This window comes from Streptomyces sp. IMTB 2501, assembly GCF_001953885.1.
Classification (GTDB): Bacteria; Actinomycetota; Actinomycetes; order Streptomycetales; family Streptomycetaceae; genus Streptomyces.
In genome coordinates this window covers 52,176-77,841 of the sequence record NZ_MQUS01000026.1, presented here as the reverse complement: position 1 = coordinate 77,841, position 25,666 = coordinate 52,176, and the positions used below count along the sequence as shown (strand labels likewise).

Sequence of the window (25,666 nt, the reverse complement as noted above, 5' to 3'; positions counted from 1 at the left end):
GTCGTCGTGGCGGCGCCGCCCGCCCGGTCAAGGCTGCTTGTACAGCGCTCGGTCGCTGTCGGTCAGGCTCTCGCTGTCGAACATCGTGTGGTGAACCTCCAGGGCGGAGACCACCTCGGCCAGCCCCTTCATGCGGAAGCCGCCGCCTGCCAGGTCGATGTCGCCGATGGGGCGGGCGACCAACTGGTCGAGGCCCGGGTAGTTCCCGGGCTGCGGGGGAGACAGGACTGCCACCGGCACGTCGTACTTCACCGCGATCAAGCCGGAGAAGGTCACCGGGATCTCGTAGGTGTACTGCTTGTGCGTACGTCGCTGCGTGACGATCGTCTCCACACGGGAGTTCGGCGGGACGTCACCGGAAATCTGCGATTTCGAGGCCCAGCTGGTGGACAGGGAGCCACCGACGGAGGCCGCGATGCCCAGTGCCAACTGGGCATTGAGCGTGGCGCTGCCGGTCGCACTGCCCGTGGTCGTGAACCCCACCGAGTTCGTCATGCCGACCGACGCCGTGTTCGCCGCCGAGTTCGTCGCGCCTGTATCGGTGGCGTTGGCGTTGTCCGTCCCCGTGTTTTCCGGGCTGGCCTTTTGGGTCACGGTCGTGGTGTTCTTGGTCGTCATGTCGTTCCGCAGCTGTGTCTGGAGCTGGGACTGGAGGTCCAGACGCAGCTGGTTCTGCAGTTGCAGCTGAAGCTGCGCGCTGACGCTGCCACCGAAGGTGAGCTTGGCGTCCCCGTGGAGCGACCAGGTGACCCCGTTCGACACGGTGAAATCGACCGAGTCGGTGAACGTCATCTTGGTCTGGCTGCGATTGACGTAGGCGCGCGAGGAGAACGTGTCGGGCGGCGGCTGGGTGATGTTGCGCCGCTCCTCGATCAGCGGCTCCCCGAGGTTCATGTAGGCGAGCCAGCCCAGATGGAATGCGGTCCCGGGGCGATCGCCGAAGCTCGACGGGAAATCGCCGAAGCGCGACTTGTTCACGGAGAACCCGACGGGCTTGTGCTGCACACCGTAGTCGTCCACGTAGACCAGGTTGGGGTGGTCCAGGATGGACTGCCAGGTCTGCTCGATGTTGAGTTCCCGCAGGTTCTTCTTCGTCAGCGGCTGACGCTTGGCCCGGTCCAGGTTGTACGCGTTGGAAGACATGCACCGTCCTCGACTAATTTGGCCGAATTGCGCTCGGTGAAATGTAAACAAGAATCTGCGCGCGTTTCCGAAAGGCGAAGCTAGCACGTGCTCCACCGCCCGGAAAGACGTCTACACGCTATGCGCTCAATCGAGTGATAAAGACTCGACGACTCTCCCAACTCGCCTAGTGTAAAGCTAACTTGGTGCCTGTCGATCGCTCGATCGTCACTTTCAGAATCGCCCCTACCTGCGGATTTCATGGCCTCGGCCATTGCCGTGGGTGAGGTATTCACTCAGTCACCCAATCGTTTTCGATGCCGTCTCCATCGAATGCGGTTGAGTTTGCGGCAATGCCGCGCGACGAGCCACTGCATTGAGTATCCGACGCGTTGTTCTCCACATTCAGGACAGGTGAGGTTTCGCGATGTACACCCAAGAGCGCACGACGATGGCGAATTTGGTGGTCGGCGGCCCGGTGGCGGTGAACAGCTATGACAACGCGATCGTGGCAGCGCTGGTCGAGAATCGGCCGGTCATGCTCGTTCACGCCTTCAACGGCGGCTACCTGCGGCCGGCCGAGCTGAAGGAGGAGAGCCACGACAAGGGGGTCAAGCTGGCCACTGCGCTCGACCCGGCCACCAAGGACGCGCAGGGCCACCTCTGGTACATCACCCCCGCCGGCTTCTTCGGGCAGCGACCGCTGTACCTCATCGAGAGCGCCGCCGGCCAGGTGTCGCCCAAACCCGCCGCTGCGGGCGACGCCGACGCCGGGCGCGGCGACGACGGCGCGCCCAAGCCGAAGCGCAGGCGCATCACCGTCCACCAGGACGCCCCCAAGAGCACGGCCGACACCGTCCAGGTCGGCCTCCCCGACAAGGTGGGCGACAAGTGGCGCGGGAAGAACGGCGCGATCGAGGACACCCAGCTCTGGGTCGTCACGGTGACGCCATGGGGCGGGATCACTTTCGTGCCGATCACCCACCCCGACACCATCCTCGGGTTCAAGGACCACGCGGTGACGGCCGACAGCGAGGTGCGTGTCACCTACAACTGGGGCGGGGACTTCACCGGGACGGTCATCAACACGTTCTACCCGCGGCTGCCCAGCGAATGGAACGTCCCCTACCACCACGTCTTCACGTGATCCGCAGCCGCCGCGCCACACCCGTCCCGAGCCCACGCCCCAACCGCCTGGAAGAGGCACCACGATGCCCGTGCCCACGAAAGAACTGAAGCTGGAGATCGTCAACGCCGCCACGGGGAAAACCCTCGGCACCAAAGCCGCGCCGAGCGCGGACGGGGCGCTCGTCGTCCGCGACTTCCCCCACGGCGGCCCGAACCCGGAGCAGTGGCAGCTCACCCCCGTGCAGGCCGCGCAAGGCGGGCAAGCACAAGACGACCAGGCATATGTGATCCGCAACGCGGTCAACGGCAAGGTGCTCGACAACCCCGCCGCCGCGGACCGCGGCGTCCGCCAGTGGGACGCCACCACTGGCAAGAAGAGCCAGCAGTGGCACGTCGTCCCCGTCGAGGGCGAAGCGGGCCTCTACTTCATCGAGGGCACGACCGACGGCGCCGTTCTCGACCTCGCCGACCCCGGCCCGGACGACACCCGGATCGTCCTGCGCGAGTACGACGACAGCGCGGAGAGCCAGCGCTGGCGGTTCGTCCCGGCCGAGCCCGAACGCACCAGCGACCCCGTGCTGCGCTGGGCCCCACTGGACCACTGGAACAGCCGCCGGTCCTGGCCGCTGGCCCTCTCGACCGCGCTGCGCCCGGCACCCGGTGCAACACCCTCCTTCAGCGACATGCTGCTGGTCCTCCCGCAGTTCGGCAGCGACCAGGACGCCGGCGGGTGGAAGAGCGACGGGGCCAACCGCTCTCCCAGCGGACAACCGGGCTGGTGGGCCGGGCGCGATGCGCGGTTCCTCGCCGACACCACGGGAGCAGGACGCGCGGACATCGTAGGACTCAAACCCACGAAGGGGGCTGTGACCTCGTCCAGCAGAGGCGACGGCACATTCGACGACAACGAGCGCGTCCTGCACCAACCCCCGCCTTCCCGAAACCCCGCGGACCTGTGGACCATCGTGGACACGACAGGCAACGGCAAGCCCGACGTCGTCGTGCTTTCCACTGCCGGTCTCCGGGTGTCCCGGCAAGACGAGGACGGGACGTTCGCGCCCGCGGGCGGCGAGCCGGTCCTCAAGGCGTTCGGCCACGGCCAGCAGGCAGGCGGGTGGCTTACCGACAAGCACCCCCGCTTCCTCACCGACACCACCGGCGACGGCAGGCTCGACATCGTCGGCTGCCACGACGACGGCGTCTGGGTCTCACTCCAGGACGAGGAAGGAGAGTTCGCACCGATCACCGACGAACCGGTCCTCCGGGCGTTCGGCCACGACGAGAAGGCCGGCGGGTGGCTGGCCGACAAGCACCCTCGCTTCCTCGCCGACACCACCGGCGACGGCAGGCTCGACATCGTCGGCTGCCACGACGACGGCGTCTGGGTGTCCCTCCAGGACGAGGACGGCACGTTCGCCGAGCCCCTGTACGTCCTCGACGAGTTCGGGACCGACCAGGGGTGGAGCACGGTCGAGGAGCACCCTCGGTTCCTGGTCCAGACCACCGGTGACGGAGCAGTGGACATCGTCGGGTTCGGCCCACAAGACGTGGTCGTCTCACGCGGGCGCGGCGACGGCACGTTCGAACTCCCGAAGCTCGTCCTGAACGACTTCGGGCTCGCCCAGGGGTGGACGAGCAAGAAGCACCTCCGGTTCCTCGCCGACGTCACCGGCGACGGCAATCCGGACATCGTCGGCTTCGGCGACGAGGGGGTCTGGGTGTCGCACAACCGCGGCGACGGCCAGTTCGAGCAGGCCCAGCTGGTGTGCCGCGGATTCGGGTACAACGAGGACGCTGGCGCCTGGCGGGTCGACCGCCACCCCCGCTTCCTCGCCGACATCACCGGTGACGGACGCGTCGACATCGTCGGCTTCGGCGGCCCGGGCGTGTACGTGGCCCGAAACCTCTTCCGCCGCTTCAGAACCCGATAACCCCCCGGAGGGCCTCCACAGCCCCATCACGGCGCCACGCCATCGGCGTGCCGGAACCGGTCCCCCGACCCGGCATGCGGCCTGGCACACCTTCGCCTGCGAGGCCGCACATTCAGCAACCGCAGTAGTGGGCAGGGATTGTGGGCGCCGAGCAGTGCGGCGGCAGCTCCCTTTGCCGGGGCCCTCCAGGGCAGGTTAGGGCGCTTCTCTCGGATCATCGGGCACGAGCTGCACGTCGTGGCCCCAGCTGGCCGTCCGATCGTTGACACCCAGGACAGATTCGTTGTCGCGCCAGCGTCACCTTGCGCGCCGCTGCAAGAATGCCTGACGTCCTGTCATTGATCCTGCACAGACGGTGAGGTCTTCATGTCCAAGGTCAGGCTGCACACCAACTACGGCGAAATCGTCCTGGAGCTCAACGAAGAGAAGGCCCCGAAGACGGTCGAGAACTTCGTCCAGTACGTCAAGGACGGCCACTACAACGGAACACTCTTCCACCGGGTCATCAACGGGTTCATGATCCAGGGCGGCGGGTTCGAGCCCGGCATGAAGGAGAAGACCACCCGTGGTGCCATCGTGAACGAGGCGGACAACGGGCTGAAGAACGACACGTACACGGTGACGATGGCACGCACGAACGACCCTCACTCGGCCCGGGCCCAGTTCTTCATCAACACCAACGACAACGACTTCCTCAACCACAGCGCCAAGACCGGGACGGGCTGGGGCTATGCGGTCTTCGGCAAGGTGATCGAAGGCCAAGATGTCGTCGACAAGATCAAGCAGGTCAGGACGGGTAACGCGGGCTCCCATCAGGACGTCCCGGCGGAGGATGTCGTCATCGAACTCGCCGAGATTCTCGAATAGGGGCGACGCTCGTACTGCGTGTGGCGCCTCCCCCAGTCCTGGACGGTTGCCTGGCGGTCGACCGATCGTTGCTACAGCCGTGCGATCGAGCCTCTATCGCCGGACGGGGCGGGCAGTGGCGGGAGCATCGGCAGGTGATCGACGCCACTGCATGGAAGTTCCGAACCGGCTCGCAGTGGGTGCACCTTCCGGCCGAGTACGGCTCGTGGAAGGGCGTCTACACCCGGCTGCGCAACTGGGCGATCAACGGCACATGGCACAGGGTCTTCACGGCGCTGCTCGCCCAGGCCGATGCCGAAGGAGACCTTGGACTGGGTAGTCGCGGTGGACTCCACCATCGTGCGCGCTCACCAGAACGCGGCCGGAGCCCGCAGCAAGCGGGCCCCGGCCGGCGAGCCCGTCCACCATGCCCTCGGACGATCCCGCGGTGGCCTGACGACCAAAATCCATCTGACTGCCGACGGCGGCTGCCGCCCGCTCTGCTTCCACTGATCTCTTCTTTCCGAGGTGAGGCCGAAGTGGTCTCTACTTCCACCCGTCCAACGACACCTGAGGTCCATCGGCGAGATACCGATGGAGGGCGCTCGCTGTGGTGTCCACAAACTCCTGTGGGATGGCCTCGGCATCGACCCAGCAGACCTGAGCGTGCTTGCGCGGTTCGCGGTTCTCCAGTTCGCCGTTCCACTCGTGCGCGGCGAAGACCACGGTGAGGAAGCCGTTGGGTGCTTCAACACCCCAGGCGCCGTGGATGATGTGGGCGACCTTCAGAGCCTCTCGCTTCACGGTCAAGCCGGTCTCCTCGTGCAGCTCCCGCACCGCTGCCTCGGTGATGGGCTCGCCGGGCTCGCTCTTGCCGACAGGCAGGTCCCACATGCCCTGGGCGAACTTGGCGTTCTGGCTGCGCTGGAGGAGGACGACGCGGTTGGTGGCCTTGTCGTGGACGATGACGGCGGCGACCAGCAGGGTCATGGATTCGAGGGCGGGCGGGAGGGCTTTGGGCTGGTCGTCGGTGTTCGGCTGAGCCACGGTCGGTGTCCCTTCGTCGGCCGGTTGGTGGGCAGCTTGGACCAGGCGAGAACCGTAGGAGGCAAGGCACCCAACGGGGAGGTCGGTCCCTCGTCCTCATGGCGTTGGTCGTCCAGCCCAACGACCCGATACGCTCAAAACACCAGGGATGGTGGGGCGACCGTTCGTGCGCGCTCGTAGAGGTCCCGTGCGGTCGCGTTCTTCAGGTGGGGGCGGAGGAGGCCGAACATGGTTTTGATCCGGTCGTCGGCGCGGCCGGACTGGACCATGGGGTAGTCGTCGAGCGCCTGGTGCCAGGTGGTGCAGGCAGCCTCCAGGTGACCGATTTCCAGTTGTCGCTCGGCCAGGGTGGCGCGGTGCCGGACGCGGGCGCGGCGATAGACGCTGTAGCGTACTTTGTCCGACTCGTGCATGGCCGCGATGGCACCGGGAACGTCCCCGAGTTCATAACGAACCTGGCTGATGTGGTAGTTGAGCGCTGCCGGGTCGTACGAGCCGAACGCCTTGCCGCGGGACTCGGCGCGATCCATGGCGGCCTCGGCCTCACGGATGTACCGCAGCGCTCCTGATCGATCGCCGGTCTGCGCGGCCGCGTGCGCTTGCTGGCCGGCGAGGAAAGCCCGCATGCGGGGCCCGGCCTTCGGGGAGGCTGCGGCAGCCGCGTCGGCCAGTTCCATCGCTTTCGGCCCGTGGCAAAGATCCACCGCCTGAACGCTCATGCCGCGCAACGTGGTGCAGTAGGTCAGGTGGTCCTCGGACGCGCCCGCCAACTCCAGTGCCTTGACGTAGTAGCGCTGGGCAAGGCCATGCAGCCCCTCGTCCACGGCCATGTAGCCGGTCACGTACAGCAGGTCCGAAGCCGCGGACAGCATCGCTTTCCGCACGTCCTCAGGCGCCTCGGCGCGCAGGTACGAAGCGACGGTGTTCACCATGAAGGTGGCGGCCATGGGGCGCGCGTGGCGCCCGCCGAACTGGTCGTCCAGTTCCGAGACGCGCTCGGTCATGGCGATGACCATGTCCACTTCGTTCATGCCGATCCGGCTCGCGTGGCCGGACTGGACCGCTTGGGCCCGCCCGATGACGTCGGGCCAGCCGGGGATGGTGAGGGCTACGGAGAACAGGCCTGCCCCCAGGACGCTGCGGCGTGATGGGTCCATGTCCTGCCTCCCGAGGTCGATCAGCCCTTCCACGGTATCTGCGGCCGTGGGGGAGTGATCGCAGGGAACGGGCAGGCCGGCTTCGGCATGGGTGACGGGGCGTCCGAGGCGGCGTGAGAGGGCTTCGAGGATGCACGCCCGCACGGCTGCACGGGGGACTGTGCCGCCCAGCCAGTGGCTCACCGCCGACTCGTCGTAGCGCAGGGGTGTGCCGGTCTCCGTGCCGACGCGGTTCACCGTCCGCGCGAACTGTCGGTGAGTCCAATGGCTTTCGGCGAGCAGGCGCCCGAGCGCCACGTTCGGTTCACGCTTGGTCATGCCTTCAACTCCCCGTGCCCATGCGAACTTTCAAGGCTTTCAAGTGCTGGCGCTGCTGCAACGGTACCGCTGAGCGTGGTCACGCGGTTGCGTAGAGGCAGCAGGGAACGGCGGAACCTCGCCGCCAGCCGTCGTCTGAGGGACTGAGTGATGAGAAGCGAAGCGCGGGCCCGACTGGCCCGGTTGACCAAGGAGCGGGGCACGGGCGGAACGCTGAGGATCGACACCTACGAGGGTGCGGACCTGCCGCCGGGTTCGAATCGGTTCTCTCCGTGTCGCTGCCCGAAGCATCGTCGTACCGAGTCCCAGGACAGCGCATCTGAGCTGAGCGCCGCAGTGCGCGAGGCCAACGAACGCAGCCGTGGCGAGCGACTGTGAGGCGGTTAGCCGCAGTCATCGGCCGCTACGCCGGGCCGCTGCTGATCATCACCATCTCTGCATCGATCGGCTTCGTCCTGGGCGTTGCTGCCGCCGCCCATTCCACCTGACTCCTCCTTCGTCACACATGCAGGCTCCCCACCCTGTGACGAGGGAGGGCCCACCGCCGGAAAGCCGTGGGCGCCCCGTCCGGCCGCCTTCTTCGCAAGGGTCCGGCAGCCGGACGGGTCCAACTCCGCAGCATCAGCAGCGGAGTCCGTTTCAACCGTAAGGGAGAAAGCGATGAACGTGGACGACCTGTTCACCGGCGACCTGATCACCGGCATCCCGGCCATCGAGGCCGCGCTGCTCGACAAGATGCCCGGCGGTGGCGACAACAACGGCGACCACTGCTCCAAGTGATCCAGGGCTGACGCCAGGCGGGGCGGGGCCGTACGCGGCCCCGCCCCGCCACACGACATCGGAAAGGGACGACATGCTGTCGATGCGTCTGCGCCTGTGCGACCTTCACCATCCCGAGTGGAAAGCGCAGGGCCGCCGTTGGGTCAACGGTGAGAGCTGGATCGAGCCGGCGAACGTGTCCACGTTGGTCATGGAGATCAACGACGACCAGGCGCCGCGCGTGCGGGTACGCGTGAGGGAATGCAAGCGGGACGACGCCGACTTCATCTTGGTCGTCATGGAACCCGGAGAAGCCCGCTTGTCGGCAGGTGTCTTCGGCACCGCTCCGCTCTTCCTGGTGGGGAACGCCGGCGAGCTGCACGCCTCATGGGACCTGACCACGCTGCAACCGCATCTGCGGGCCGACCGTCTGGTGCCACGCGTCGTCGCCCGAACGCTGACCAGGCAGCACCGCTACACGTCCGAGACCCTGTTCGAAGGGGTCCACCGCCTCACCGAGCGGGCATCGGCCACCTTCACTGCCGCAGGACTCGGCATCCGCTACCCGGAGCCCGCAGAGCACGTACTTGAGCCCCGTACGCTGCGGCCCGGCATTGATCCACTCACCGCTCTGGACGACTTGCTGACCGGCGTGATCCGCGATGCCCCAACAGTGACGGGCTGTGTGGGCGTCGAGCTGTCCGGCGGCGCGGACTCCGGGAACGTCGCCCTGGCGATCAAGACGGCGCGATTCCCCGAGGTGCACAGCTTCGGCCTGCTGGTGGGAGGCAGCACGGGCATGCGACAGCGGGAGCGGCGGCTGGCGTTAGTGGAGCACTGCAGCTTTCGGGACACCCCCATCCCCGCCATGCAACACCCGCCCTTCTGCCCCGGAGGCGTACGTGCTTTGCGCAAGCCACATGATCCGGCGGGTGCCTTCTACCAGGAAGCCTTCGATGTCGTACGTGAGCATGCGGCCGCCCGACGCTGCGAGGTGATCTTCACCGGCAGTGGCGGAGACGAGATCAACGCCCACCACTCCAGGACGGACGCCGAACTGCCTGAGCCGGAACCCGTTCCGTGGCTCGGCCCGAAGGCTGTCCAAGCGCTCACGGAGGTGAACGATCACCTGGCGCCCATTCCCGTTCTGCCCGTGCCGACCCTGATGGCGTTCGGGATGCACAATCCCGGATTTCTTCGGGCCGGAGTCTGGCCGGTGAGCCCGCTCGTGCACCCGCGCATCGTTCGGTTCATGGAGCAGCTGCCGCACCAGTACAAGCGCGGCAAAGCGTTGTTCCGCGAGCGGATCAGGAGGACGGGCCTGCCCGAGCCGGTGGCGGCGCCGGCCGAGCCGGAGAACTTCCTGGCCGTCTTGGAGAAGGGACTGCGCGTCTACGGTCTGCCCGTGCTGGATGACATGCTGAAGGAGTCTGTCCTGGTGGACCTTGGCTACGTTGACGGCGAGGCACTCGCTCAGGTCCGTAAGGACGCAGATGCCGCACCGGCCGTCCCTGACCTGCTGTGCGATGTCCTCGCCCTGGAGGTCGGATTGCGGAGCCTCATGTGACCAGCCACAACACGGAAGCGGACCACGTGGAAGCCACGAACCTCCTCTATCGGGTTCCCGCGCTGTACGACGTGGTCCAGTCCGACAGCAGTGCCGCGGGAATGTGCCAGACCCTGATCGAGCTGCACCGGCCGGACGCCGAGACCCTGGTCGACTTCGGATGTGGCACCGGCCGGGACCTGGAGATCCTCGCCAAGCGGTTCGAGTGCGTCGGCGTGGACCTCCAGCCCGGCATGGTCGACTACGCCCGCCGAACCCGGCCCGAGCTGGATATCCGCGTCGGGGACATGCGGACCGTCCGGCTCCGCAGGCGCATGGACGTGGTGACCTGCATGGGCAACAGCCTGGCCTACGTCCACGGCAACAAGGAGATCAGCCAGGTCTTCGCCACCTTCGCAGCTCACGCCCACCCCGGCACGCTGCTTGTGCTGTGCTCCCCTGTCGCCCCTATCACCCGGCCGGAGCCGATCAGCGCCACGGTCGACACCCCGAGGGGACCGGCGACCGTGACGATCCGGCACGAGTGGGACCTGCGAACGCAGATCAACACCATGCACCGGCACTGGATACTCCCCTCAGGCGACGAGGCCCAGGACGACATCCGCAGGCGCGTACTCTTCCCGCGCGAGCTTGAGCGTTACGCAGAGGGTGCCGGCTTCGAGGTCCTGGACATGACCGACGGCTCCGGAACAGGACTCACCGGACCGACCGCGTACACGGTGGCCCGGTACATCCGACGGTGAGGCGACGGCACCGGTCGTGGTTGCATGCACTGCGACCGACGGAGTCCGCACCTGCTCATCCACACGGCCGTAGAAGCAGGTACTACCGGCGTCGTTGGTGCTGCTGTTCAGTAGGCGACGTGGTGCCCGCTGGGAACTGACCGTGCCAGGTCTGCTGGTTGGGAACCGAACCCGCGATGGTCGAGCGGCGGCGGGCGGCTTCGGCACGGCGATTGGGCGCTGGGTTCCGGCCGGTGTGCTGGATGCGGGTGATCAGCACGCGGGCGGGTTGTCGGGCGGTGGTCAGCTCGCGTTGGGCGGCGGCCTCCTTGAGGAGCTGGTGGGGTTGGTGGCCTCGGGCTTCGGCGTCGGCGAGGACAGTGGCGAGCGCGGGCCAGGCCGGGTCGGCGAGGATCCGTTCGGCGTGGTCGGGGACGGCTGCCCGTACGTCGTTCGCGAGAACGCGGCTGGATTGGTCCCTGGGCGGTCGGCCTGCGAGTTCAGTGAGCGTCGGGGCGAGGGCGCGGTCCGTGGCCATCTGAAGGTGCCGGACGGCCTGGCGGGCGGCGTCGGCCTGGTGGGCGTGGTCCTTCGCTTCGTGCCAGCGCCCAGCGACGATGGCGGCCCAGACGAGGGCTGCGAGCAGGGCGGCGAGTGCGCTGCCGTCGGGGCCGGTGGCGGTGTGGACGATGTCGCGTGCTGCGCTGCGCATGGCGTGGGCGGCGCGGTCTTCGGCGCGGATCTGGGAGCGCTGGGCTCGGGCGAACGCCTTGGATGCGGCTTGGAGTTCTGTGCGCAGGTTGGCGGGTGCCTTCTGGGCGGTGGCTTCGAGTAGTTCGCCGAGGGCTGCGATGTGGGCTTGGGCGTGGGTGTCGTCGGCGAGGTCGGTGTGGAGGGTGTCGAGCGCGTCGGTGGCCTGGTGCCATGGGGTGCTGGGGCGGTTGCGGCGGGCGGTGGGGTGCTCTTCGGGCTGGCCGGATTCGAGGCGGGCCTTGATCTTGGGCAGGGAGAGGTCGGGAGCGATCTTGCCTCCGGAGTGGAAGATCTGCTCGCCGTTCTCGTTGAGGTCGCCGGGGCGGCCGACGGCATAGCCCAGGAGGTCGCCTGACGGGCCGCGCCGGGCGTTGACCTCGATGCCGTCGGCTTCCAGGTAGGCGATGAATTCCTCGGCATTGGTCACGTGGGGGATGGCGGCGCGGATGCGGTCCTGGAGCCACTCGGGACTGGTCTGGTCCCAGCCGAGGCGTTCGGCCTTGTGCATCTCGGCCTGGGTGGGCCGGCGGGCACCGGTGCGGTCGCCCTTCTTCAGCCGGCGCAGCCCGTAGTCCTTCTCGATCTCGCGGCAGGCGTCACCGACGCGGAGCCCGCTGTCGTGGAGTTTGGGGCGGCGGCCGTCCTCGCGGACTGTGGTGGCAAGGATGTGGATGTGGTCGCCGGCGTGGCGTACGGCGACCCAGCGGCAGGCCAGATCGTCACCGGCGGGGGCGATGCCGGCCGCCTCGACGATGCGCTGGGCTATCTCGCCCCACTCGGCATCGGAGAGGTAGCGGTCCTCGGGAGCCGCGCGGACGGGGCAGTGCCAGACATGATCGGTGACCTTCTTGCCGAACTCGCTGTTGCGCAGCCGGACGGGTTCGTCGAGATAGCGGGCGAGTTCGGTGAGGGTGGCATTTTCGTCGCGGGCGGGGTCGGGCATACCGAGCATCGCAAATCCCGCCACGATGTGCGGATCGAGGTGTTCGTCGTGGCGGCCGGGTCCGTAGAGGTAGGCGAGCAGGCCGCGGGTGTTGGACCCTGACGGTTTGATGGCGGCGATCACGCGGCTGTCTCCGTCTCCGGATCGACGGGCTGGCGCAATGCCTCGGCGATCAGCTCCAGCAGGTCGTGGAGCTCGGTCAGGCGCTGGCGGAGGTCGGGCGGGGTCTGGTCGCTGTTGAGAGCGCGGGCTATCTGGTTGACGTTGACGCCGATCCGGTTGAGCTGGCGCAGGACCTGGGCGCGGAAGATGTGAATACGGCGGCGATCCTCGGACAGGGGCAGGTTGGCGGTAAACCGTCCGGTGACGAAGGCGAGGACGATGTCGGCGGCGAAGCCGGAGTCACCTTTATAGCCATGCTCGATGGCTGCCTGCTGAAGCTGGGTGTGTTCGTTGCCGGTGAAGCGCAAGGGACCAACGCGGACCACGCGCTTGGTGCCGGTGAAGCGACGGATGGTGGGCTGCACGCTCTGCACGACGGGCTCGGCGGCGGAGGTCTCGGCGGTGCGGGCGGGGTGGAGAACTTCGCTCTGGACGGCATGGAGTGTGTCCAGGTCGAGGCCGCCCTCGGCCCCGACCTCCCGGTCCTGCGCCCCCTGGCGCCGGGCCTCCTCCGCCACCCCCGGGGCGGAGACCCCCGAAGACCGGCCTTGAGTCGGACTCGGGGTACTACTGGCTCCGCCAGGGGCACCCCGTCCGAACACCCACCGCAGACGGTTCCTCAGCGTAGGGGACTTCGTCAGCCTGAGTGGCTCGTCGGGGGCGTCCTCGGGGTGGTGCGGGTCGTGCGTCATGGGTGGTTCTCCGGAAGGGGCAGGGAAGGCACGCGGGGCGGTGGCAAAGTCCGGGCGGTGTGTTGCGGGAGCTGGCTGTCCACAGGTGTGGATGAGTGGGCGCTGGGGTGGCGGAGCGCGGGACCGGGCGCGCTCAGTGTGTGGGCTCGGCGGGGTTTCGGTGGGCACCGGAAGTACTTCCGGTGCCCACCGAAAGGCGCGGTTCCAGGCGTGTCAGCCGGTACTGCTGCCGACTGCGGCGGCGTTTGCGGGCTCGGCCTTCTCGGCGTTCAACTCATCGCAGATTTTCTGCACGCGGCCGTTTGCGGCCTTCCGGCCGCGTTTGACGCGGATCTCGTCCCCGACCTCTGTGGAGGAAGCGGATCCCGTACGGGCCATCACCTCGCACGCGATGGCCCGTATCTCGTCGTCGGAGATGTCCTGCGGGCGCCCGGTGCGCCGAGACCGTGCTCCGGTCGGCTTGAGGGCCGGGCCGGTGGCCTCACCGCCCGAAGGGGATCCCGCATCGACTGGACGGTCGGGGGCAGGATGCTCCGTCGACCCGTCACCATGCTGCGGGGCTTCGCCAGGAGCAGCCGACCGTGCGGCGCTGGCCAGTGGGGTCGGCGCCGGGGCAGGCGCGGGTTTCCGGAGGCTGGCGGGTTGCTCGACGAGCTGGTGGATCTGCCGCATCAGGACACCGAAGGCCAGCAGCGCGGCGGTCGGGGGAACCGCTGCGACCACGTAGTCGAGCAGCGGCACGGTGCCGGCGTTGCCTGTGCCGTTGACCCCGGCCACGTTGAGCGCGATGGAGCCGACCGACCCGGCAGCGGTCACGCCGATGGCCCACTTGTCGGTCACCTGGCGCAGACCGGCGCGCAGCATGAGCAGTTCGCCCGCGACGATGAACGCGTCCAGGGTGGCGGGCCACGCCCAGCGGCGGATCGGGGAACCACCGAGGCCGTGTCGGCCGGCGACATCGGCCAGGTGTGCGTAGGAGAGCCAGAACGCTCCGGCGGTCAGGACGACGATGACGACGCCGGCCGCGATGAGCGCGTACCGCTCGGCGTCCTGCTGGGTCATCGAGAGCCATCCTTCGTCGGGACGGTGTCCCCGGTCGGCGGGTGTGGATGTGGATGTGGAGAGGGTCAAGCGGGGTACTCCTGGGGTTTGTCGGTGTGAGCCGTCTTGGCCGTCTTGGCCGTTGCAAGCACAGGTCAGGGCCGGTACGGCAAGGGTCTCGGCGCTCCGTCCTGCAGGCGTCTTCGGTTGCCACGGGGCCGCGGGCCCGTCATAACCGAGTGGGGGCATGAGTCCTCCGCCGGTCGGGACGGCACTGATGTGTGGTGCGTCCCGACCGGCGAAGCCGTGGCCTGCGGCGATACGGCGAGGACGCGCGGGACGCCACAAGACGGATCGAGGCAGTGTCCTGGCGGCGGCAGCGCGTCCACCGTGATCGCGTTGCCGTCTTGTTCCCGGTTGCCGTCTTGCCTGCACGTCGTTTGACCTGCGGGATCACGGCAGGGACGGCAGGGACGGCCACCCGGGGATGCGGGGCTCAGCCTGCGGTGGGGGCGGCAGACTCGCTGTCCACTGAGTGGACGGTTGGGCAGTAGCGGCGCCACGCGTCGAGGAACTTGTTGCGCGTGTAGCCCTTGCGCTGGGTTCCGTCGGCGAGGCGGACATTGCCGGGTTTGATGCCGAACTGGCCCAGCATCTTTGCCAGATCGCGGGCGGTCAGCCCATTGCGTCCCCATTCCCCCCACGGGCTCTCGGCGTCCTGGCGCAGATGGTGCAGCAGCTCGTCCGTGGAGAGGCTGTCCACCTCCCGTTGGGCGACGAAGACCCGGCGGATGTCCGCCAGGATCCGCGCCCCACCGGGGTGCTCCTCCTCCACCTCGACCTCGGAGGCGACCATCCGTGCACACGCCTCGCGGGCGCGACGGGGCCAGGACCCGGCGGCCAGGTCGGCGACGATGACCAACGGCTCCCAGGTATCGGCAGCCCGGTCCTCTACCGGCATGTCCGGCTCCAGGTCCGCTGCCTCGTCCAGCAGCGGCCTGGCCCAAGCGGCGATGCGGTCCCGCAGGTCATGAAGAGCCGGGATGTCGCGGCGGGAACGGAAGGGCTTGACGTGCTCGCCCTCCGCCCGGCGACGCATCCGGATGACCACCGCCCGGTCCATGATCGTGTCGGGCAGGTCACCGATCCCTGCGAGGGCGGCCATGGCGAAGGTGGCGAACCGGTGCGGGGTGTGGTCGTTGCCGACGACCCGCGTGACGTAGCGGTTGCGCTGGTGGCCGGCGTTGAGCAGGCCGCGCATCTCCTCGTTCTTCTCTGCCATCTTCGGCGTGCCGAAGATGGTGTCCGCCTCGTCCACCAGGAGCGTGGGCGGCTCCTCGGTGATCGACCGGAAGATCGCAGCCGGGGTGGTGTTGATGGTGAGCATCGGCTCGTGGACCGTCTCGGTCAGCACGTCCAGCAGCCGCGACTTGCCGCACCTCTTCGCCGGACCCACCACCGCCAGACGCGGCGCGTGCTGCCACGCGGGCTGCAGATGCGTCGCCGCCACCCACAACGTCACGGCGTCCAGCGCTTCCTGCGTGGGCAGGATCACGAACTTCGCTATCTGCTCACGCAGTTCGTCCAGCAGCACCGAGCCGACGGTCGGCTCCGGATCCGGTACCGGCTCCTCGGCTGCCACGGCCGGCGCAGTGTGCTCGGGTTCGCCCTGGTCGGGCTTGCCCGGCATCGCGACCGGCGGCCACACAGCAGCAGGTGCGGGAGCAGGGGTGGAATGGGGCGCGGGGTTCTCAGGTTGCACTCGGCGGTTCCTCTTTCTGCGGCGCCGGGCATGCAGGCCCGACAGGCGCGGATCGTTCGTTGGATGCGGGCGACGGAGTTTCCAGGGCCTCCGGCGTTGCCGCGCCGGAGGCTCGCTCTGCTCAGAGACTGAACGCTCGGTGTGCTCAGAGACTGAGCGCTCGGCGTGTTCCGTGTCGGAACGCGCGATCTGTCCCGAGTCGGGACGCACGCGCTGTTTCCTGAGGAAACGCTGGCTTCGTTCCCTGAGGGAACACGGACAGTACGTCCAGGCCCGGCAACAGTCCAGCGTTTCTGTGTCAGCTCAGCGCAGAACCGTCCGCTACGCTCCCACCCCTTCACGCCGCCAGACCCAGCAGCTCCAATAGATCCGCGGTCACCACCCGGTAGGCGTTGCCCAGCCGCAGCACCTTGCAGGGGTACTCACCTCGCTTCGCCAGCTCATACCCCTTGCTCCGTCCGAGACCCAGAGCCCGGTTGCCCGTGTCCAGGTCGACAGCCACAGGCAGGGCGAGCAGCTCCTTCCGACTCATCCCCTTCGAACCCTTCGACTGGCCAGCCGTCGCGCCTTCGCGCATACAGTGCACCCCTTTTCATGCAGCCCTCGGCGAACGCGACGATCACGCCCGGCTCCAGGCCACTAAATCCAGGATGGTGAAGCTAATGTGTCCTCATGACACAACACGATTTCGATGCTGGATACGACGACGAGGACGACGTCCCCGAGTGGGCCGACCACGTCATGGCCACCGTGGCCGCTGAGGTCCGACGCCGAAGGAAGGAGCTACGCATGAGCGCCCAGGACCTCGCCGACCGGTGCGAGCAGATCGGTCACCCGATCCCCCGCAACGTCATCGCCAATATGGAATCCGGCCGTCGCGCCAACCTGCCCCTGGTCGACGTCATGGTCCTGGCCAGGGCATTGCACACGAACCCGATCTGCCTCATCTACCCGATCGGTTACGTCGCCGAGGTCCAGCGGCTCCCGTACGAGGACCGCACTGCTCCGTGGGAGGCCATGTGTTGGTTCACGGCTCAGGACAGTGGCTCCCTGGCCGACCGCGACATGCTCCGCTACCAGCGCGAGCACATCGAGGCCCTCGGCGAGGCGCGCGCCGCGATGGCCAGCGAGAGCTACGCGCAATACGCCGTCGAGCACGCAACCAGTGCCACACAACAGGCGGAGGCGCTGCGCGATCAGGCCGCCTGCCTGGAGCGCATCGACAAGGCCAAGCAACGCCTCCGCGTAGCCCGCTCCTTCATCCGCCGCGACCGCGGCCTACTCCCCTACCTGCCGCCCGAACTCGCCGACGTCGACCCACCCGAACCCGGCAGCAACGCCAACACCGCTGAGGAGAATGATCTTTGAAGGGCTCCACCTACCGCCGCTGTTCCTGCCGCGACCCGAAGACCGGCAAGGAACTCGGCACGTCCTGCCCCAAGCGCAACAACAGGAACCACTGCACCTACTCCATCCGCCAAGAGCTGCCGCCGCGTGAGGACGGCAGCCGCAGGTCCTTCGCCCGTGGCGGCTACGACAGCCGCAAAGCCGCCCAGGCCGGCCTCGACCACGTCCGCGCCCTCCTCGGCCTGGCCGAGTCGGACGATCCCGAGGGCACGGAACTGATCGCCGCCATGCTGACGGAAGTCAGCAGCGAGAAGACCCCCCTGCCCGACGTGGAGGAGACCCGGCGGCGCCTCAACGCCGGCCAGGACCTCATCGGCAGCCTCACCGTGAGCGAATGGCTCGACCGGTGGCTGGCGGGCAAGCGCATACGCAAGTCCGGCCTGAACCGCTACGAGACCGACATCCGCGTGCATCTCAAGCCGCACATCGGGAACCGACGCCTCAACCGGCTGCGCGTCAGCCACCTCAGCGAGATGTTCACGGAGATCCGCGACGCCAACGCCCAGATCCTGGAGCAGAACGCTCAACGGCGAGCCGCGCTCGATGAGCTGGCGACCGTGCCCTGGAGGGGAGCGGAGAACCGTGCCCGGCGCAAGGCGATGAAGGCCGCGATCGACGAGATGCCGCCCTTCCGTCGCATCACCGGCCCCGCCACGCGCCTGCACGTCAAGGCCACGCTCCGCGCGGCCCTGAACGACGCGATCGGGCAGCAGATCATCACGTTCAACCCGGCCGCTCATGTCGAGATCGACCCCGTACGCAAGCCGAAGGCGCTGGTGTGGACGGACGAGCGGATCGCCAAGTGGGAGCAGACGGGCGAGAAGCCGTCGCCCGTGATGGTCTGGACGCCCCAACAGACCGGCGCCTTCCTCGACTTCGTCGCCGAGGACCGGCTGTACGCGATGTGGCATCTGATCGCCTTCCGCGGCCTGCGCCGTGGTGAGGCGTGCGGGCAGCCGTGGTCGGAGACGAACCTCGACACCCACTCCCTCACCGTCTCCTCGCAACTCGTGCAGGACGGCTGGGAGGTCGAGGCATCCGGCCCCAAGACCGACAGCGGCTACCGCGTCGTCGCGCTCGACGACGACACCGTCAACGTCCTGAAGCAGCACCGCGAACGACAGGACGCGGACCGCAAGGAATGGGGCTCGGCTTGGGTGGACACTGGGCACGTCTTCACTCAGGAGGACGGCTCCTGGCTACACCCCGGCAAGGTGACTGACCTCTTCGAGCGGCTCGTCGCCGCCTCCGGCCTCCCGCCGATCCGGCTGCATGACCTGCGCCATGGCGCGGCCACTCTCATGCTGGCCGCCGACATCGACATCAAGATCGTGTCGGACACCCTCGGGCACAGCGACACCCACATCACGCGGGATATTTACCAGAGCGTCCTGCCCCAGGTCGGCAAGAACGCCGCCGAGGCCACCGCCAAGTTGGTCCCGCTTCAGCGCAAGGCCGAGGCTGAGAAGGCGGCCCGTAAGGCCGCGAAGGCCGCCAAGAAGGCCAAGGCCAAGAAGAGCCGCAAGGGCGAAGGCAAGCCGAAGGACAAGGCGAAAGCCCAGGCCAAGGCCAAGAAGAAGACCCAGCGCCGGAAGCCCGAGAAGTAGGTCCCGGCGGCGCTCCGCTCACGCATCGCTCACGCAAGCCACCCCACGGCACTCCGGCCGTGTGACGCGCCATGCCCCGAGCAACAGAAAACCCCAGGTCATGGGCTATGTGACCTGGGGTTTCTCGGAGCCGCCTTCGGGATTCGAACCCGAGACCTACGCATTACGAGTGCGTTGCTCTGGCCATCTGAGCTAAGGCGGCGCGCCTTCCGCACTAATGGTGCGATCGGCAACTTCGGTAAGTCTACACAGTTTCCTGAGGTGCTCTGACCACGCCCCGGAGGCGAGGGTTCCGGGGCGGGTGGCAGGGGCTATGAGCAGCGCTTTCGTGGGATCGGTGGGGTGCCGTCGAGCAGGTAGGTGTTGATCGCCGCGTCGATGCAGGTGCTGCCGCGGCCGTAGGCGGTGTGGCCGTCGCCGACGTACGTCAGGAGGCGCGCCGAGGAGAGTTGGCCGGCCAGGGACTGCGCCCAGCGATAGGGCGTCGCCGGGTCGCGGGTCGTGCCGACGACCACGATCGGCGCCGCGCCCTTCGCCTCGATGCGATGCGCCTCACCCGTGGCCTTCACCGGCCAGTACGCGCAGTTCAGCGCGGCCCAGGCCAGGCCCCGGCCGAAGACCGGGGAGGCCTTCTCGAAGGTGGGCAGCGCCTTCTCCACCTGGTCGGGGCCGGTGAAGGCCGGCGGCAGGTCCAGGCAGTTCACGGCGGCGTTGGCCATCATCAGGTTGCTGTAGTGGCCGTCGGCGCCGCGTTCGTAATAGGTGTCGGAGAGCGCGAGCAGGCCCCTGCCGTCGTTCTGCTTCATCGCCGAGGTGAGCGCCTCGCGCAGTTGCTCCCACTCCGCCTGGTCGTACATCGCCGCGATCACCCCGGTCGTGGCCAGCGCCTCGCCGAGCTTGCGGCCGGACGCGTCGCCCGCCTGGATGGGGTGCTGGTCCAGTTTCCGGAAGAATGCGTTGAGATGGTCGCCGACCTGCGCCGGCGCCGTGCCCTTGCCGCCGAGCGAGCAGTCGGAGTGCCGTACGCAGTCCTTCGCGAACGCCTGGAACGCCGCCTCGAAGCCGGCCGTCTGGTCCAGGGTCATCTGCCGGGCGTCCAGGGTGGGGTCCATCGCGCCGTCCAGGACCACCCGGCCGACCCGGTCGGGGAACAGCCCGGCGTACGTCGCCCCCAGGAACGTGCCGTACGACGCCCCCACGTAGTTCAGTCTCTGATCACCCAGCGCCGACCGCAGGATGTCCATGTCCCGTGCCGCCTCCACGGTGGAGACGTGCCGCAGCAGCCGCGCCGAGCGCGCCCCGCAGCTCTCCGCGAACGTCTTGTCCGCCGTGACCAGCGCGTTCCGCTCCTGCTGGTCGTCGGGCGTGAGGTCCGTCTGTGTGTATGTGTCCATCTGGCGGCCGTCGAGGCATTCGACGGGCTCGCTGCGGGCGACGCCCCGCGGGTCCACCGCGACCAGGTCGTAGCGGGCACGGACGTCGGCCGGGTAGCCGGCGCCCGCGTAGCTCTGGAGGTAGCTGACCGCCGAGCCGCCCGGACCGCCCGGGTTGATCAGCAGCGAACCGAGCGGCTTGCCCTTGCCGGATGCCTTCTTGCGGGCGACGGCGAGCCGGACGTCGCCCGCGCCGGGCTTGGCGTAGTCCAGCGGAGCCTTCATGGTCGCGCACTGGAAACCGGGGACACCGCAGCTGCGCCAGTGCAGCTGCTGGGTGTAGTACGACGACAGCGCGGAGGGCGTCGCACGCGGCAGAGCGGCCAGCACCGCATCCGCCGCACCGCCCGACGAGGTGGTCGAGCTCTCGGAGGAGCAGGCGGACACGAGCAGGGCGGCGGCCGTGAACAGGCTGGCCGTGAGGCGGGCCGTCGTCCGGGAGCGGGTGCGCCGGGTCCGGCGGAGGGATGGCCTGGTGTGCATCAGGCGAGCGTAACGCTGTGCGACCGCTCGGGCGCGATGCGTGCGGGCGATGAGCTCGTACGGGGGACATACGAGGGATGTGCCGTCGCGATCGCCGCATGCCTCTCACCCCGCCCGCAGCGCCATCGTCATCGCCTCCACCGCCAGCAGCGGAGCCACATTGCGGTCCAGGGCCTCGCGGCACGCGGCGATCGCCTCGATGCGGCGGAGCGTTGACTCCGGGGAGCTGCCGCGCGCCAGCCGCTCCAGGGCGTCCTCGGCGTCCGCATTGGCGATCGCCACGCGTGAGCCGAGCTGGAGGGCGAGGACGTCGCGGTAGAAGGCGGTGAGGTCGCCGAGGGCGATGTCGAGGCTGTCGCGCTGCGTGCGGGTTCTGCGGCGCTTCTGCATGTCCTCGAGGTCCTTCATCACGCCCGCCGTACCGCGCGGCAGCCGGCCGCCCTGGACCGCGCCCAGCGCCGCCTTCAGCTCCTCGGTCTCCTTGCCGTCCATCTCCTCGGCGAGCTGCTTGGCGTCCTCGGCGGCCGCGTCGACCAGTTCCTGGGCGGCCTTCAGACAGGCGCCGACCTCGTCCAGCCGCAGCGGCAGCTTGAGCACGGAGGCCCGGCGCTCGCGGGCCGCCGGGTCCGTGGCCAGGCGCCGGGCCCGGTCGACATGCCCCTGGGTGGCGCGTGCGGCGGCCGTCGCGACCTGGGGTTCGATGCCGTCGCGCCGTACGAGCATGTCGGCGACCGCGTCCACGGACGGCGTGCGCAGGTTCAGATGGCGGCAGCGGGAGCGGATCGTCGGCAGGACGTCCTCGATGGAAGGGGCGCACAGCAGCCAGACCGTGCGCGGGGCGGGCTCCTCGACGGCTTTGAGGACGGCGTTGGCCGACTTCTCGTTCAGCCGCTCGGCGTCCTCGACCAGGATGATCTGCCAGCGGCCGTTCGCCGGGGAGGTGAACGACTTGCGGACCGTGTCCCGCATGTCCTTCACGAGGATCTCGGAGCCCACGGCGGCCACGGTGGTGACGTCCGCGTGGGTGCCGAGCAGCGCGGTGTGGCAGCCGTCGCAGAAGCCGCAGCCGGGAGTTCCGCCGAGGGCGCGGTCGGGGCTCACGCACTGCAGGGCCGCGGCGAAGGCTCTGGCCGCCTGGTTCCGGCCCGCTCCGGGCGGGCCCGTGAACAGCCAGGCGTGCGTCATCTTCGACGTCTCGGGCAGCGGCCCGTCGGCCGCGGCGGCCGTGACGAGGGCGTCGGCGTCCCGCGCGGCGGCGTCGAGCACCGCGCTCACCTTCTCCTGCCCGACGAGGTCGTCCCATACGGTCATGGGTCACGCCGCCCTTCCGTCACACTCCGCGTTCCTTCATCCATTGTGCGGGTGGGCACTGACAACTCGGTCCACGTGCGCGTCGACGGCAGGCGGAAAGGCGAGGGCGGCGCCGGCCGGTGTTCCGACCCACGCCGCCCTCTGTACACCGTTCCCAGCCGTCAGCCCCGTCGGCCCCGGCCCCTGCGGTGCTGCTCCTCGTCCTGGCTGCCGTGCTCCCGCTCGTCGTACGAACCCAGCAGTTCGTCCGCCAGCGACGGCAGGTCGTCCAGCGGGGTCTCCTCGGCCCAGTCGGAACGCGGCCGACGGCGAGGCTTGCCGTCGGCGTCGACCTGCGGCATCTCGCGCGTACGGTCCTCGGAGCCATCGGGGCCCGCGGCCGGCCGCTCGTCCCGGAAGAACCCGGGCGGCACCCGGTCCGCCGAAGCGTCCCCCCGTACGGGCGGCAGTACGGCCGTCTCGTCGGCCGCACCCGGAACCACCGGAGGCAGCACGGCGGTCTCGTCGGCGGGGCCCTCGGACACAGCCGGAAGGACCGTTGTCTCGTCGGCAGGGCCGGAAGCCGCCGGAGGCTGCGGCAGCTCGGCGGTCACCTCGGAGTCCGCAGGGGAGCCGCCGGAAGCCTTGGCGTCCCGGGCATCCCGGGCGTCGTCCGCGGAGCCGTCCCGCTCCTCACGCACCCGACGCAGCACCGTCGTCTCGTCGGTTCCCGGCGAGACCACCGGCGTCGGAACCGTCTCCTCGGAGCCGCGCGCGTCCGGCGACACCACCGGCGTGGGGACCGTCGCCGCGTCCGGGACGACGCCCGGTGCGGACGGCTGGGGGGTGCCGGGCCTGCGGGCCGCCGTGTCGGCCGCCGCCGCCGCCTGGGCCGCCTGCCGGCGGGCCTCCTCGGCACGCAGCAGCGCCTCCTCGGCCTTGCGCTGCTTCTCCAGGCGCCGCGCGTCTTCCTCGGCGCGCAGCCGGGCCTCTTCCTCGGCCTGCTTGCGGCGCCGCTCCTCCTCGGCCCTGCGGCGGGCCTCCTCCTCGGCGCGGGCCTTCTCCTCGGCGAGCAGGCGCTGCCGCTCCTCCTCCGCGCGCCGGGCGGCCTCCGCGGCCCGCTGCCGGGCCTCCTCCGCCTGCCGTTCGGCCTCGCGGCGCTGCGCCTCCTCCAGCTCGCGGCGCTTGCGTTCCTCCTCCTCGGCGCGCAGCCGGGCCAGCTCCTCCTGGCGCTCGCGCTCCAGGCGCTCCTCCTCGGCCTTGCGCGCGGCCTCTTCCTCGGCCTTGCGGCGGGCCTCCTCCTCGGCCTTCTTGCGCGCCTCCTCCTGGGCCTTGATCTCGGCCTCGGACAGCGGCAGCACGGTGTCGAGCCGGTGCCGGATCACCGTGGTGACGGCCTCGGGCTCCTGGCCCGCGTCCACGACCAGATAGCGGCCGGGGTCGGAGGCGGCCAGCGTGAGGAAACCGGCCCGCACGCGCGCGTGGAACTCCGCCGGCTCCGACTCCAGCCGGTCCGGCGCCTCGGTGAACCGCTCACGGGCGGTCTCCGGGGAGACATCCAGCAGAACGGTCAGGTGCGGGACGAGTCCGTTGGTCGCCCAGCGGTTGATGCGGGCGATCTCGGTCGGGGACAGATCACGGCCCGCGCCCTGGTAGGCGACGGAAGAATCGATGTAACGGTCGCTGATCACCACCGCGCCGCGCTCCAGGGCGGGCCGTACAACGGTGTCGACGTGCTCGGCGCGGTCGGCGGCGTAGAGCAGCGCCTCGGCTCGGTGCGACAGGCCTGCCGAGGACACGTCCAGCAGGATCGAGCGCAGCCGCTTGCCGACCGGGGTGGCACCCGGCTCACGGGTGAGCACGACCTCGTGGCCCTTGGCGCGGATCCACTCGGCGAGGGCCTCGGCCTGGGTGGACTTTCCGGCGCCGTCGCCGCCCTCCAGGGCGATGAAGAAACCGCCCGTCGCCGGTGCCTCGACCGGGTCGTCGCCGCCGAGCAGCGCGTCCTTGAGGTCCTGGCGCAGCGGGATGCCGGAGCGGTCGTCGACCTTGGCGAGCACCAGCGCCGCGACCGGCAGCAGCAGTGCGCCGACCAGCATCAGCGTGAAGGAGGCACCGCCGTGCGCGAACACGAACCGGCCGTTCTCCAGCCGGTGCCGGCCGATGAGCCCGGCGACCACGGGGGCGATCAGCGCACCGAGCGCAATGAAGACCCGGACGACCGCGTGCAGGTGCTCGGTGACGCGCGCCCGGCGGTACTCCTCGGTCTCCTGGTCGAGCAGGGCGTGCCCGGTGTTCGCGGCCACGCCCGCGCCGGCACCGGCCAGCGTGACGATCAGCAGGACCGTGGTGACGTCCGGGACCAGCCCGGCGGCCAGCAGGGCGATGCCGGTGAGGGCGATCGCGAGGGCGAGCAGCCGACGGCGCGAGAGCGAGGGCAGCAGCGCGGGGGCCGTACGGATGCCGACCGCGACACCGCCGGTCAGGCCCAGCACCAGCAGGCCGTACAGAACCGGGCCGCCGGCCAGGTCGGTGGCGTGCAGCACGCAGACCGACACGGCGGCGGCGATGGCTCCGGCGACCGCCGCGCAGGCCGGGACGAGCAGCGGGATCGCGCCCGTACGGCCCTTGTCGACGCCGGTACCGGTGCGCGGGCGGCGCAGGCCCTCCAGCGGGGACCGCGCGCGGGGGGTGCGCGTGTCGGGCAGCTCCAGGAAGGTCAGCACGGACAGGGAGGCGGCGAACAGGCCGGCCGCCACATACGCCCCGAGGGCCGCGTGGTGCTGGTCGAACCAGGCCACACCGGCGCCCAGCAGGTTGTTGAGCAGACCGGCGACGACCAGCGTGGCGGCCGCCAGCGGGACCGCGAGGAAGCTCGTGCGCAGCGAGAGGCGGCGCAGGGCGTCCATGTGGTCCGGCAGCGGCCGTACGGTGGCGCCCTCCGGGGGCGGACCGGGCAGCAGGGCCGGGGCCGCGCTCTCCCGGCACACCGTCCACAGGCGCTCGGCGACACCGGTGACGAAGGCGGTGACCAGCAGGACGGCCAGTGCGTTGTCCGGGGTCCAGTCGATCCACAGCGGGGCGATGATCAGCAGGGCGGCGCGCACGCCGTCGGCGCCGACCATGGTCCAGCGGCGGTCCAGCGGGCCGTCCTGGCCGGTGAGCGCGGTCAGCGGGCCGAGCAGGACCGCGCCGAACAGCAGCGCGGCGAGGACACGCGCCGCGAAGACCGTCGCCACTGCGAACGCCACCCCCCGGTATCCACCCCCGAAGGAGCCCTGGGCGATCGCCGCCTGGAGGGCGAGGACGACCAGGACGAGGAGTGCCAGGGTGTCGCCGACACCGCTCACCAGCTGCGCGCTCCACAAGCGCCGCAGCTGCGGTCGGCGCAGCAGGGAGCGGACGGCGCGCTCGCGGGAGTCCGCGACCAGGGCGTCGTCCGGAGCTGTGGTGGGGGCCGTTGGCTGCTCGGCTCGCGTCATGCGTTCAGCCTATC

Annotated in this window: 19 protein-coding genes, 1 tRNA gene and 1 pseudogene; 9 read left to right on the top strand and 12 right to left on the bottom strand. The window is 69.5% G+C overall.

The window, feature by feature from the left end; translation table 11 throughout:
• Positions 1-27: 27 nt before the first annotated feature.
• On the bottom strand, positions 28-1,143 hold the full coding sequence (locus AV521_RS34385; RefSeq protein WP_076094124.1) for a hypothetical protein: 1,116 nt from the start codon (positions 1,141-1,143) through the stop codon (positions 28-30).
• A 406-nt stretch (positions 1,144-1,549) separates the two neighbouring features.
• On the opposite strand from AV521_RS34385, the gene AV521_RS34380 reads away from it, so the two are divergent.
• The 5 genes and pseudogenes from AV521_RS34380 (at position 1,550) to AV521_RS46940 (ending at position 5,540) form a co-directional block, all read left to right on the top strand.
• Positions 1,550-2,269, top strand: coding sequence for a hypothetical protein (locus tag AV521_RS34380; RefSeq protein WP_076094122.1), 720 nt, complete (start codon positions 1,550-1,552; stop codon positions 2,267-2,269).
• A 64-nt stretch (positions 2,270-2,333) separates the two neighbouring features.
• The gene (locus tag AV521_RS34375) at positions 2,334-4,181 is read left to right on the top strand and encodes an FG-GAP-like repeat-containing protein (protein ID WP_076094120.1); all 1,848 of its coding nucleotides are present in this window, start codon (positions 2,334-2,336) and stop codon (positions 4,179-4,181) included.
• Positions 4,182-4,547: 366 nt separating this feature from the next.
• On the top strand, positions 4,548-5,048 hold the full coding sequence (locus tag AV521_RS34370; protein WP_076094117.1) for a peptidylprolyl isomerase: 501 nt from the start codon (positions 4,548-4,550) through the stop codon (positions 5,046-5,048).
• Positions 5,049-5,068: 20 nt separating this feature from the next.
• A pseudogene (locus AV521_RS52885) lies at positions 5,069-5,305 on the top strand (transposase); the annotation flags it as partial.
• A 49-nt stretch (positions 5,306-5,354) separates the two neighbouring features.
• On the top strand, positions 5,355-5,540 hold the full coding sequence (locus AV521_RS46940) for a hypothetical protein (protein ID WP_079249533.1): 186 nt from the start codon (positions 5,355-5,357) through the stop codon (positions 5,538-5,540).
• 33 nt (positions 5,541-5,573) lie between these two features.
• On the opposite strand, the gene AV521_RS34360 is transcribed toward AV521_RS46940, so the two are convergent.
• Positions 5,574-6,074, bottom strand: coding sequence for an NUDIX domain-containing protein (locus AV521_RS34360; RefSeq protein WP_179023597.1), 501 nt, complete (start codon positions 6,072-6,074; stop codon positions 5,574-5,576).
• 134 nt (positions 6,075-6,208) lie between these two features.
• Entirely contained in the window at positions 6,209-7,549 is a 1,341-nt protein-coding gene (locus AV521_RS34355) for a tetratricopeptide repeat protein (RefSeq protein WP_256725781.1), read from the bottom strand.
• A gap of 853 nt (positions 7,550-8,402) precedes the next feature.
• On the opposite strand from AV521_RS34355, the gene AV521_RS34345 reads away from it, so the two are divergent.
• Together AV521_RS34345 and AV521_RS34340 are read left to right on the top strand one after the other, a co-directional pair.
• Positions 8,403-9,875 carry an asparagine synthase gene (locus AV521_RS34345; protein ID WP_179023595.1) on the top strand — a complete coding sequence of 491 codons (1,473 nt, stop codon included), beginning with the start codon at positions 8,403-8,405 and terminating at the stop codon, positions 9,873-9,875.
• Positions 9,872-10,618 (top strand): trans-aconitate 2-methyltransferase, encoded by a 747-nt coding sequence (locus AV521_RS34340; protein ID WP_179023593.1) that lies wholly within the window; start codon positions 9,872-9,874, stop codon positions 10,616-10,618. The genes AV521_RS34345 and AV521_RS34340 overlap by 4 nt, the downstream gene beginning before the upstream one ends.
• A gap of 82 nt (positions 10,619-10,700) precedes the next feature.
• On the opposite strand, the gene AV521_RS34335 is transcribed toward AV521_RS34340, so the two are convergent.
• From AV521_RS34335 to AV521_RS34315, 5 genes are all read right to left on the bottom strand, one after another.
• The gene (locus AV521_RS34335; protein ID WP_076094112.1) at positions 10,701-12,416 is read right to left on the bottom strand and encodes a relaxase/mobilization nuclease domain-containing protein; all 1,716 of its coding nucleotides are present in this window, start codon (positions 12,414-12,416) and stop codon (positions 10,701-10,703) included.
• On the bottom strand, positions 12,413-12,973 hold the full coding sequence (locus AV521_RS34330) for a MobC family plasmid mobilization relaxosome protein (RefSeq protein WP_076094110.1): 561 nt from the start codon (positions 12,971-12,973) through the stop codon (positions 12,413-12,415). Before AV521_RS34330 ends, AV521_RS34335 begins: the two co-directional genes overlap by 4 nt.
• Before the next feature lie 387 nt (positions 12,974-13,360).
• Positions 13,361-14,209, bottom strand: a complete 849-nt coding sequence (locus tag AV521_RS34325) for a DUF2637 domain-containing protein (RefSeq protein ID WP_076094108.1) — start codon at positions 14,207-14,209, stop codon at positions 13,361-13,363.
• 475 nt (positions 14,210-14,684) lie between these two features.
• Positions 14,685-15,950, bottom strand: a complete 1,266-nt coding sequence (locus AV521_RS34320) for a DUF3631 domain-containing protein (RefSeq protein WP_076094106.1) — start codon at positions 15,948-15,950, stop codon at positions 14,685-14,687.
• A 337-nt stretch (positions 15,951-16,287) separates the two neighbouring features.
• Positions 16,288-16,527 carry a hypothetical protein gene (locus tag AV521_RS34315; RefSeq protein WP_076094104.1) on the bottom strand — a complete coding sequence of 80 codons (240 nt, stop codon included), beginning with the start codon at positions 16,525-16,527 and terminating at the stop codon, positions 16,288-16,290.
• Between the two features lie 95 nt (positions 16,528-16,622).
• Here AV521_RS34315 and AV521_RS34310 point away from each other — a divergent pair, with 95 nt between their 5' ends.
• Both AV521_RS34310 and AV521_RS34305 read left to right on the top strand, forming a co-directional pair.
• Entirely contained in the window at positions 16,623-17,318 is a 696-nt protein-coding gene (locus AV521_RS34310) for a helix-turn-helix domain-containing protein (RefSeq protein WP_076094103.1), read from the top strand.
• Positions 17,315-18,964: a site-specific integrase gene (locus tag AV521_RS34305; protein WP_076094101.1), complete on the top strand. Its 1,650-nt coding sequence runs from the start codon at positions 17,315-17,317 to the stop codon at positions 18,962-18,964. Before AV521_RS34310 ends, AV521_RS34305 begins: the two co-directional genes overlap by 4 nt.
• 128 nt (positions 18,965-19,092) lie before the next feature.
• Here AV521_RS34305 and AV521_RS34300 read toward each other — a convergent pair.
• The 4 genes from AV521_RS34300 to tmk form a co-directional block, all read right to left on the bottom strand.
• Positions 19,093-19,166: transfer RNA gene (locus tag AV521_RS34300), tRNA-Thr, on the bottom strand.
• 109 nt (positions 19,167-19,275) lie between these two features.
• The gene (locus AV521_RS34295) at positions 19,276-20,880 is read right to left on the bottom strand and encodes an alpha/beta hydrolase (RefSeq protein WP_076094099.1); all 1,605 of its coding nucleotides are present in this window, start codon (positions 20,878-20,880) and stop codon (positions 19,276-19,278) included.
• A gap of 105 nt (positions 20,881-20,985) precedes the next feature.
• Positions 20,986-22,191 carry a DNA polymerase III subunit delta' gene (locus tag AV521_RS34290; protein WP_076094097.1) on the bottom strand — a complete coding sequence of 402 codons (1,206 nt, stop codon included), beginning with the start codon at positions 22,189-22,191 and terminating at the stop codon, positions 20,986-20,988.
• Between the two features lie 161 nt (positions 22,192-22,352).
• Complete coding sequence (tmk, locus tag AV521_RS34285) at positions 22,353-25,652, bottom strand: dTMP kinase (RefSeq protein WP_076094095.1); 3,300 nt, start codon at positions 25,650-25,652, stop codon at positions 22,353-22,355.
• Positions 25,653-25,666 lie beyond the last annotated feature (14 nt).

What these genes read in the sequence shown, in the direction of transcription:
- AV521_RS34385 (WP_076094124.1), bottom strand. Translation starts at nt 1,143, where the DNA reads ATGTCTTCCAACGCGTACAACCTGGACCGGGCCAAGCGTCAGCCGCTG.
- AV521_RS34345 (WP_179023595.1), top strand. Translation starts at nt 8,403, where the DNA reads ATGCTGTCGATGCGTCTGCGCCTGTGCGACCTTCACCATCCCGAGTGG.
- AV521_RS34315 (WP_076094104.1), bottom strand. Translation starts at nt 16,527, where the DNA reads ATGCGCGAAGGCGCGACGGCTGGCCAGTCGAAGGGTTCGAAGGGGATG.
- AV521_RS34380 (WP_076094122.1), top strand. Translation starts at nt 1,550, where the DNA reads ATGTACACCCAAGAGCGCACGACGATGGCGAATTTGGTGGTCGGCGGC.
- AV521_RS34375 (WP_076094120.1), top strand. Translation starts at nt 2,334, where the DNA reads ATGCCCGTGCCCACGAAAGAACTGAAGCTGGAGATCGTCAACGCCGCC.
- AV521_RS34295 (WP_076094099.1), bottom strand. Translation starts at nt 20,880, where the DNA reads ATGCACACCAGGCCATCCCTCCGCCGGACCCGGCGCACCCGCTCCCGG.
- AV521_RS34290 (WP_076094097.1), bottom strand. Translation starts at nt 22,191, where the DNA reads ATGACCGTATGGGACGACCTCGTCGGGCAGGAGAAGGTGAGCGCGGTG.
- AV521_RS34355 (WP_256725781.1), bottom strand. Translation starts at nt 7,549, where the DNA reads ATGACCAAGCGTGAACCGAACGTGGCGCTCGGGCGCCTGCTCGCCGAA.
- AV521_RS34370 (WP_076094117.1), top strand. Translation starts at nt 4,548, where the DNA reads ATGTCCAAGGTCAGGCTGCACACCAACTACGGCGAAATCGTCCTGGAG.
- AV521_RS34310 (WP_076094103.1), top strand. Translation starts at nt 16,623, where the DNA reads ATGACACAACACGATTTCGATGCTGGATACGACGACGAGGACGACGTC.
- AV521_RS34325 (WP_076094108.1), bottom strand. Translation starts at nt 14,209, where the DNA reads ATGACCCAGCAGGACGCCGAGCGGTACGCGCTCATCGCGGCCGGCGTC.
- tmk (WP_076094095.1), bottom strand. Translation starts at nt 25,652, where the DNA reads ATGACGCGAGCCGAGCAGCCAACGGCCCCCACCACAGCTCCGGACGAC.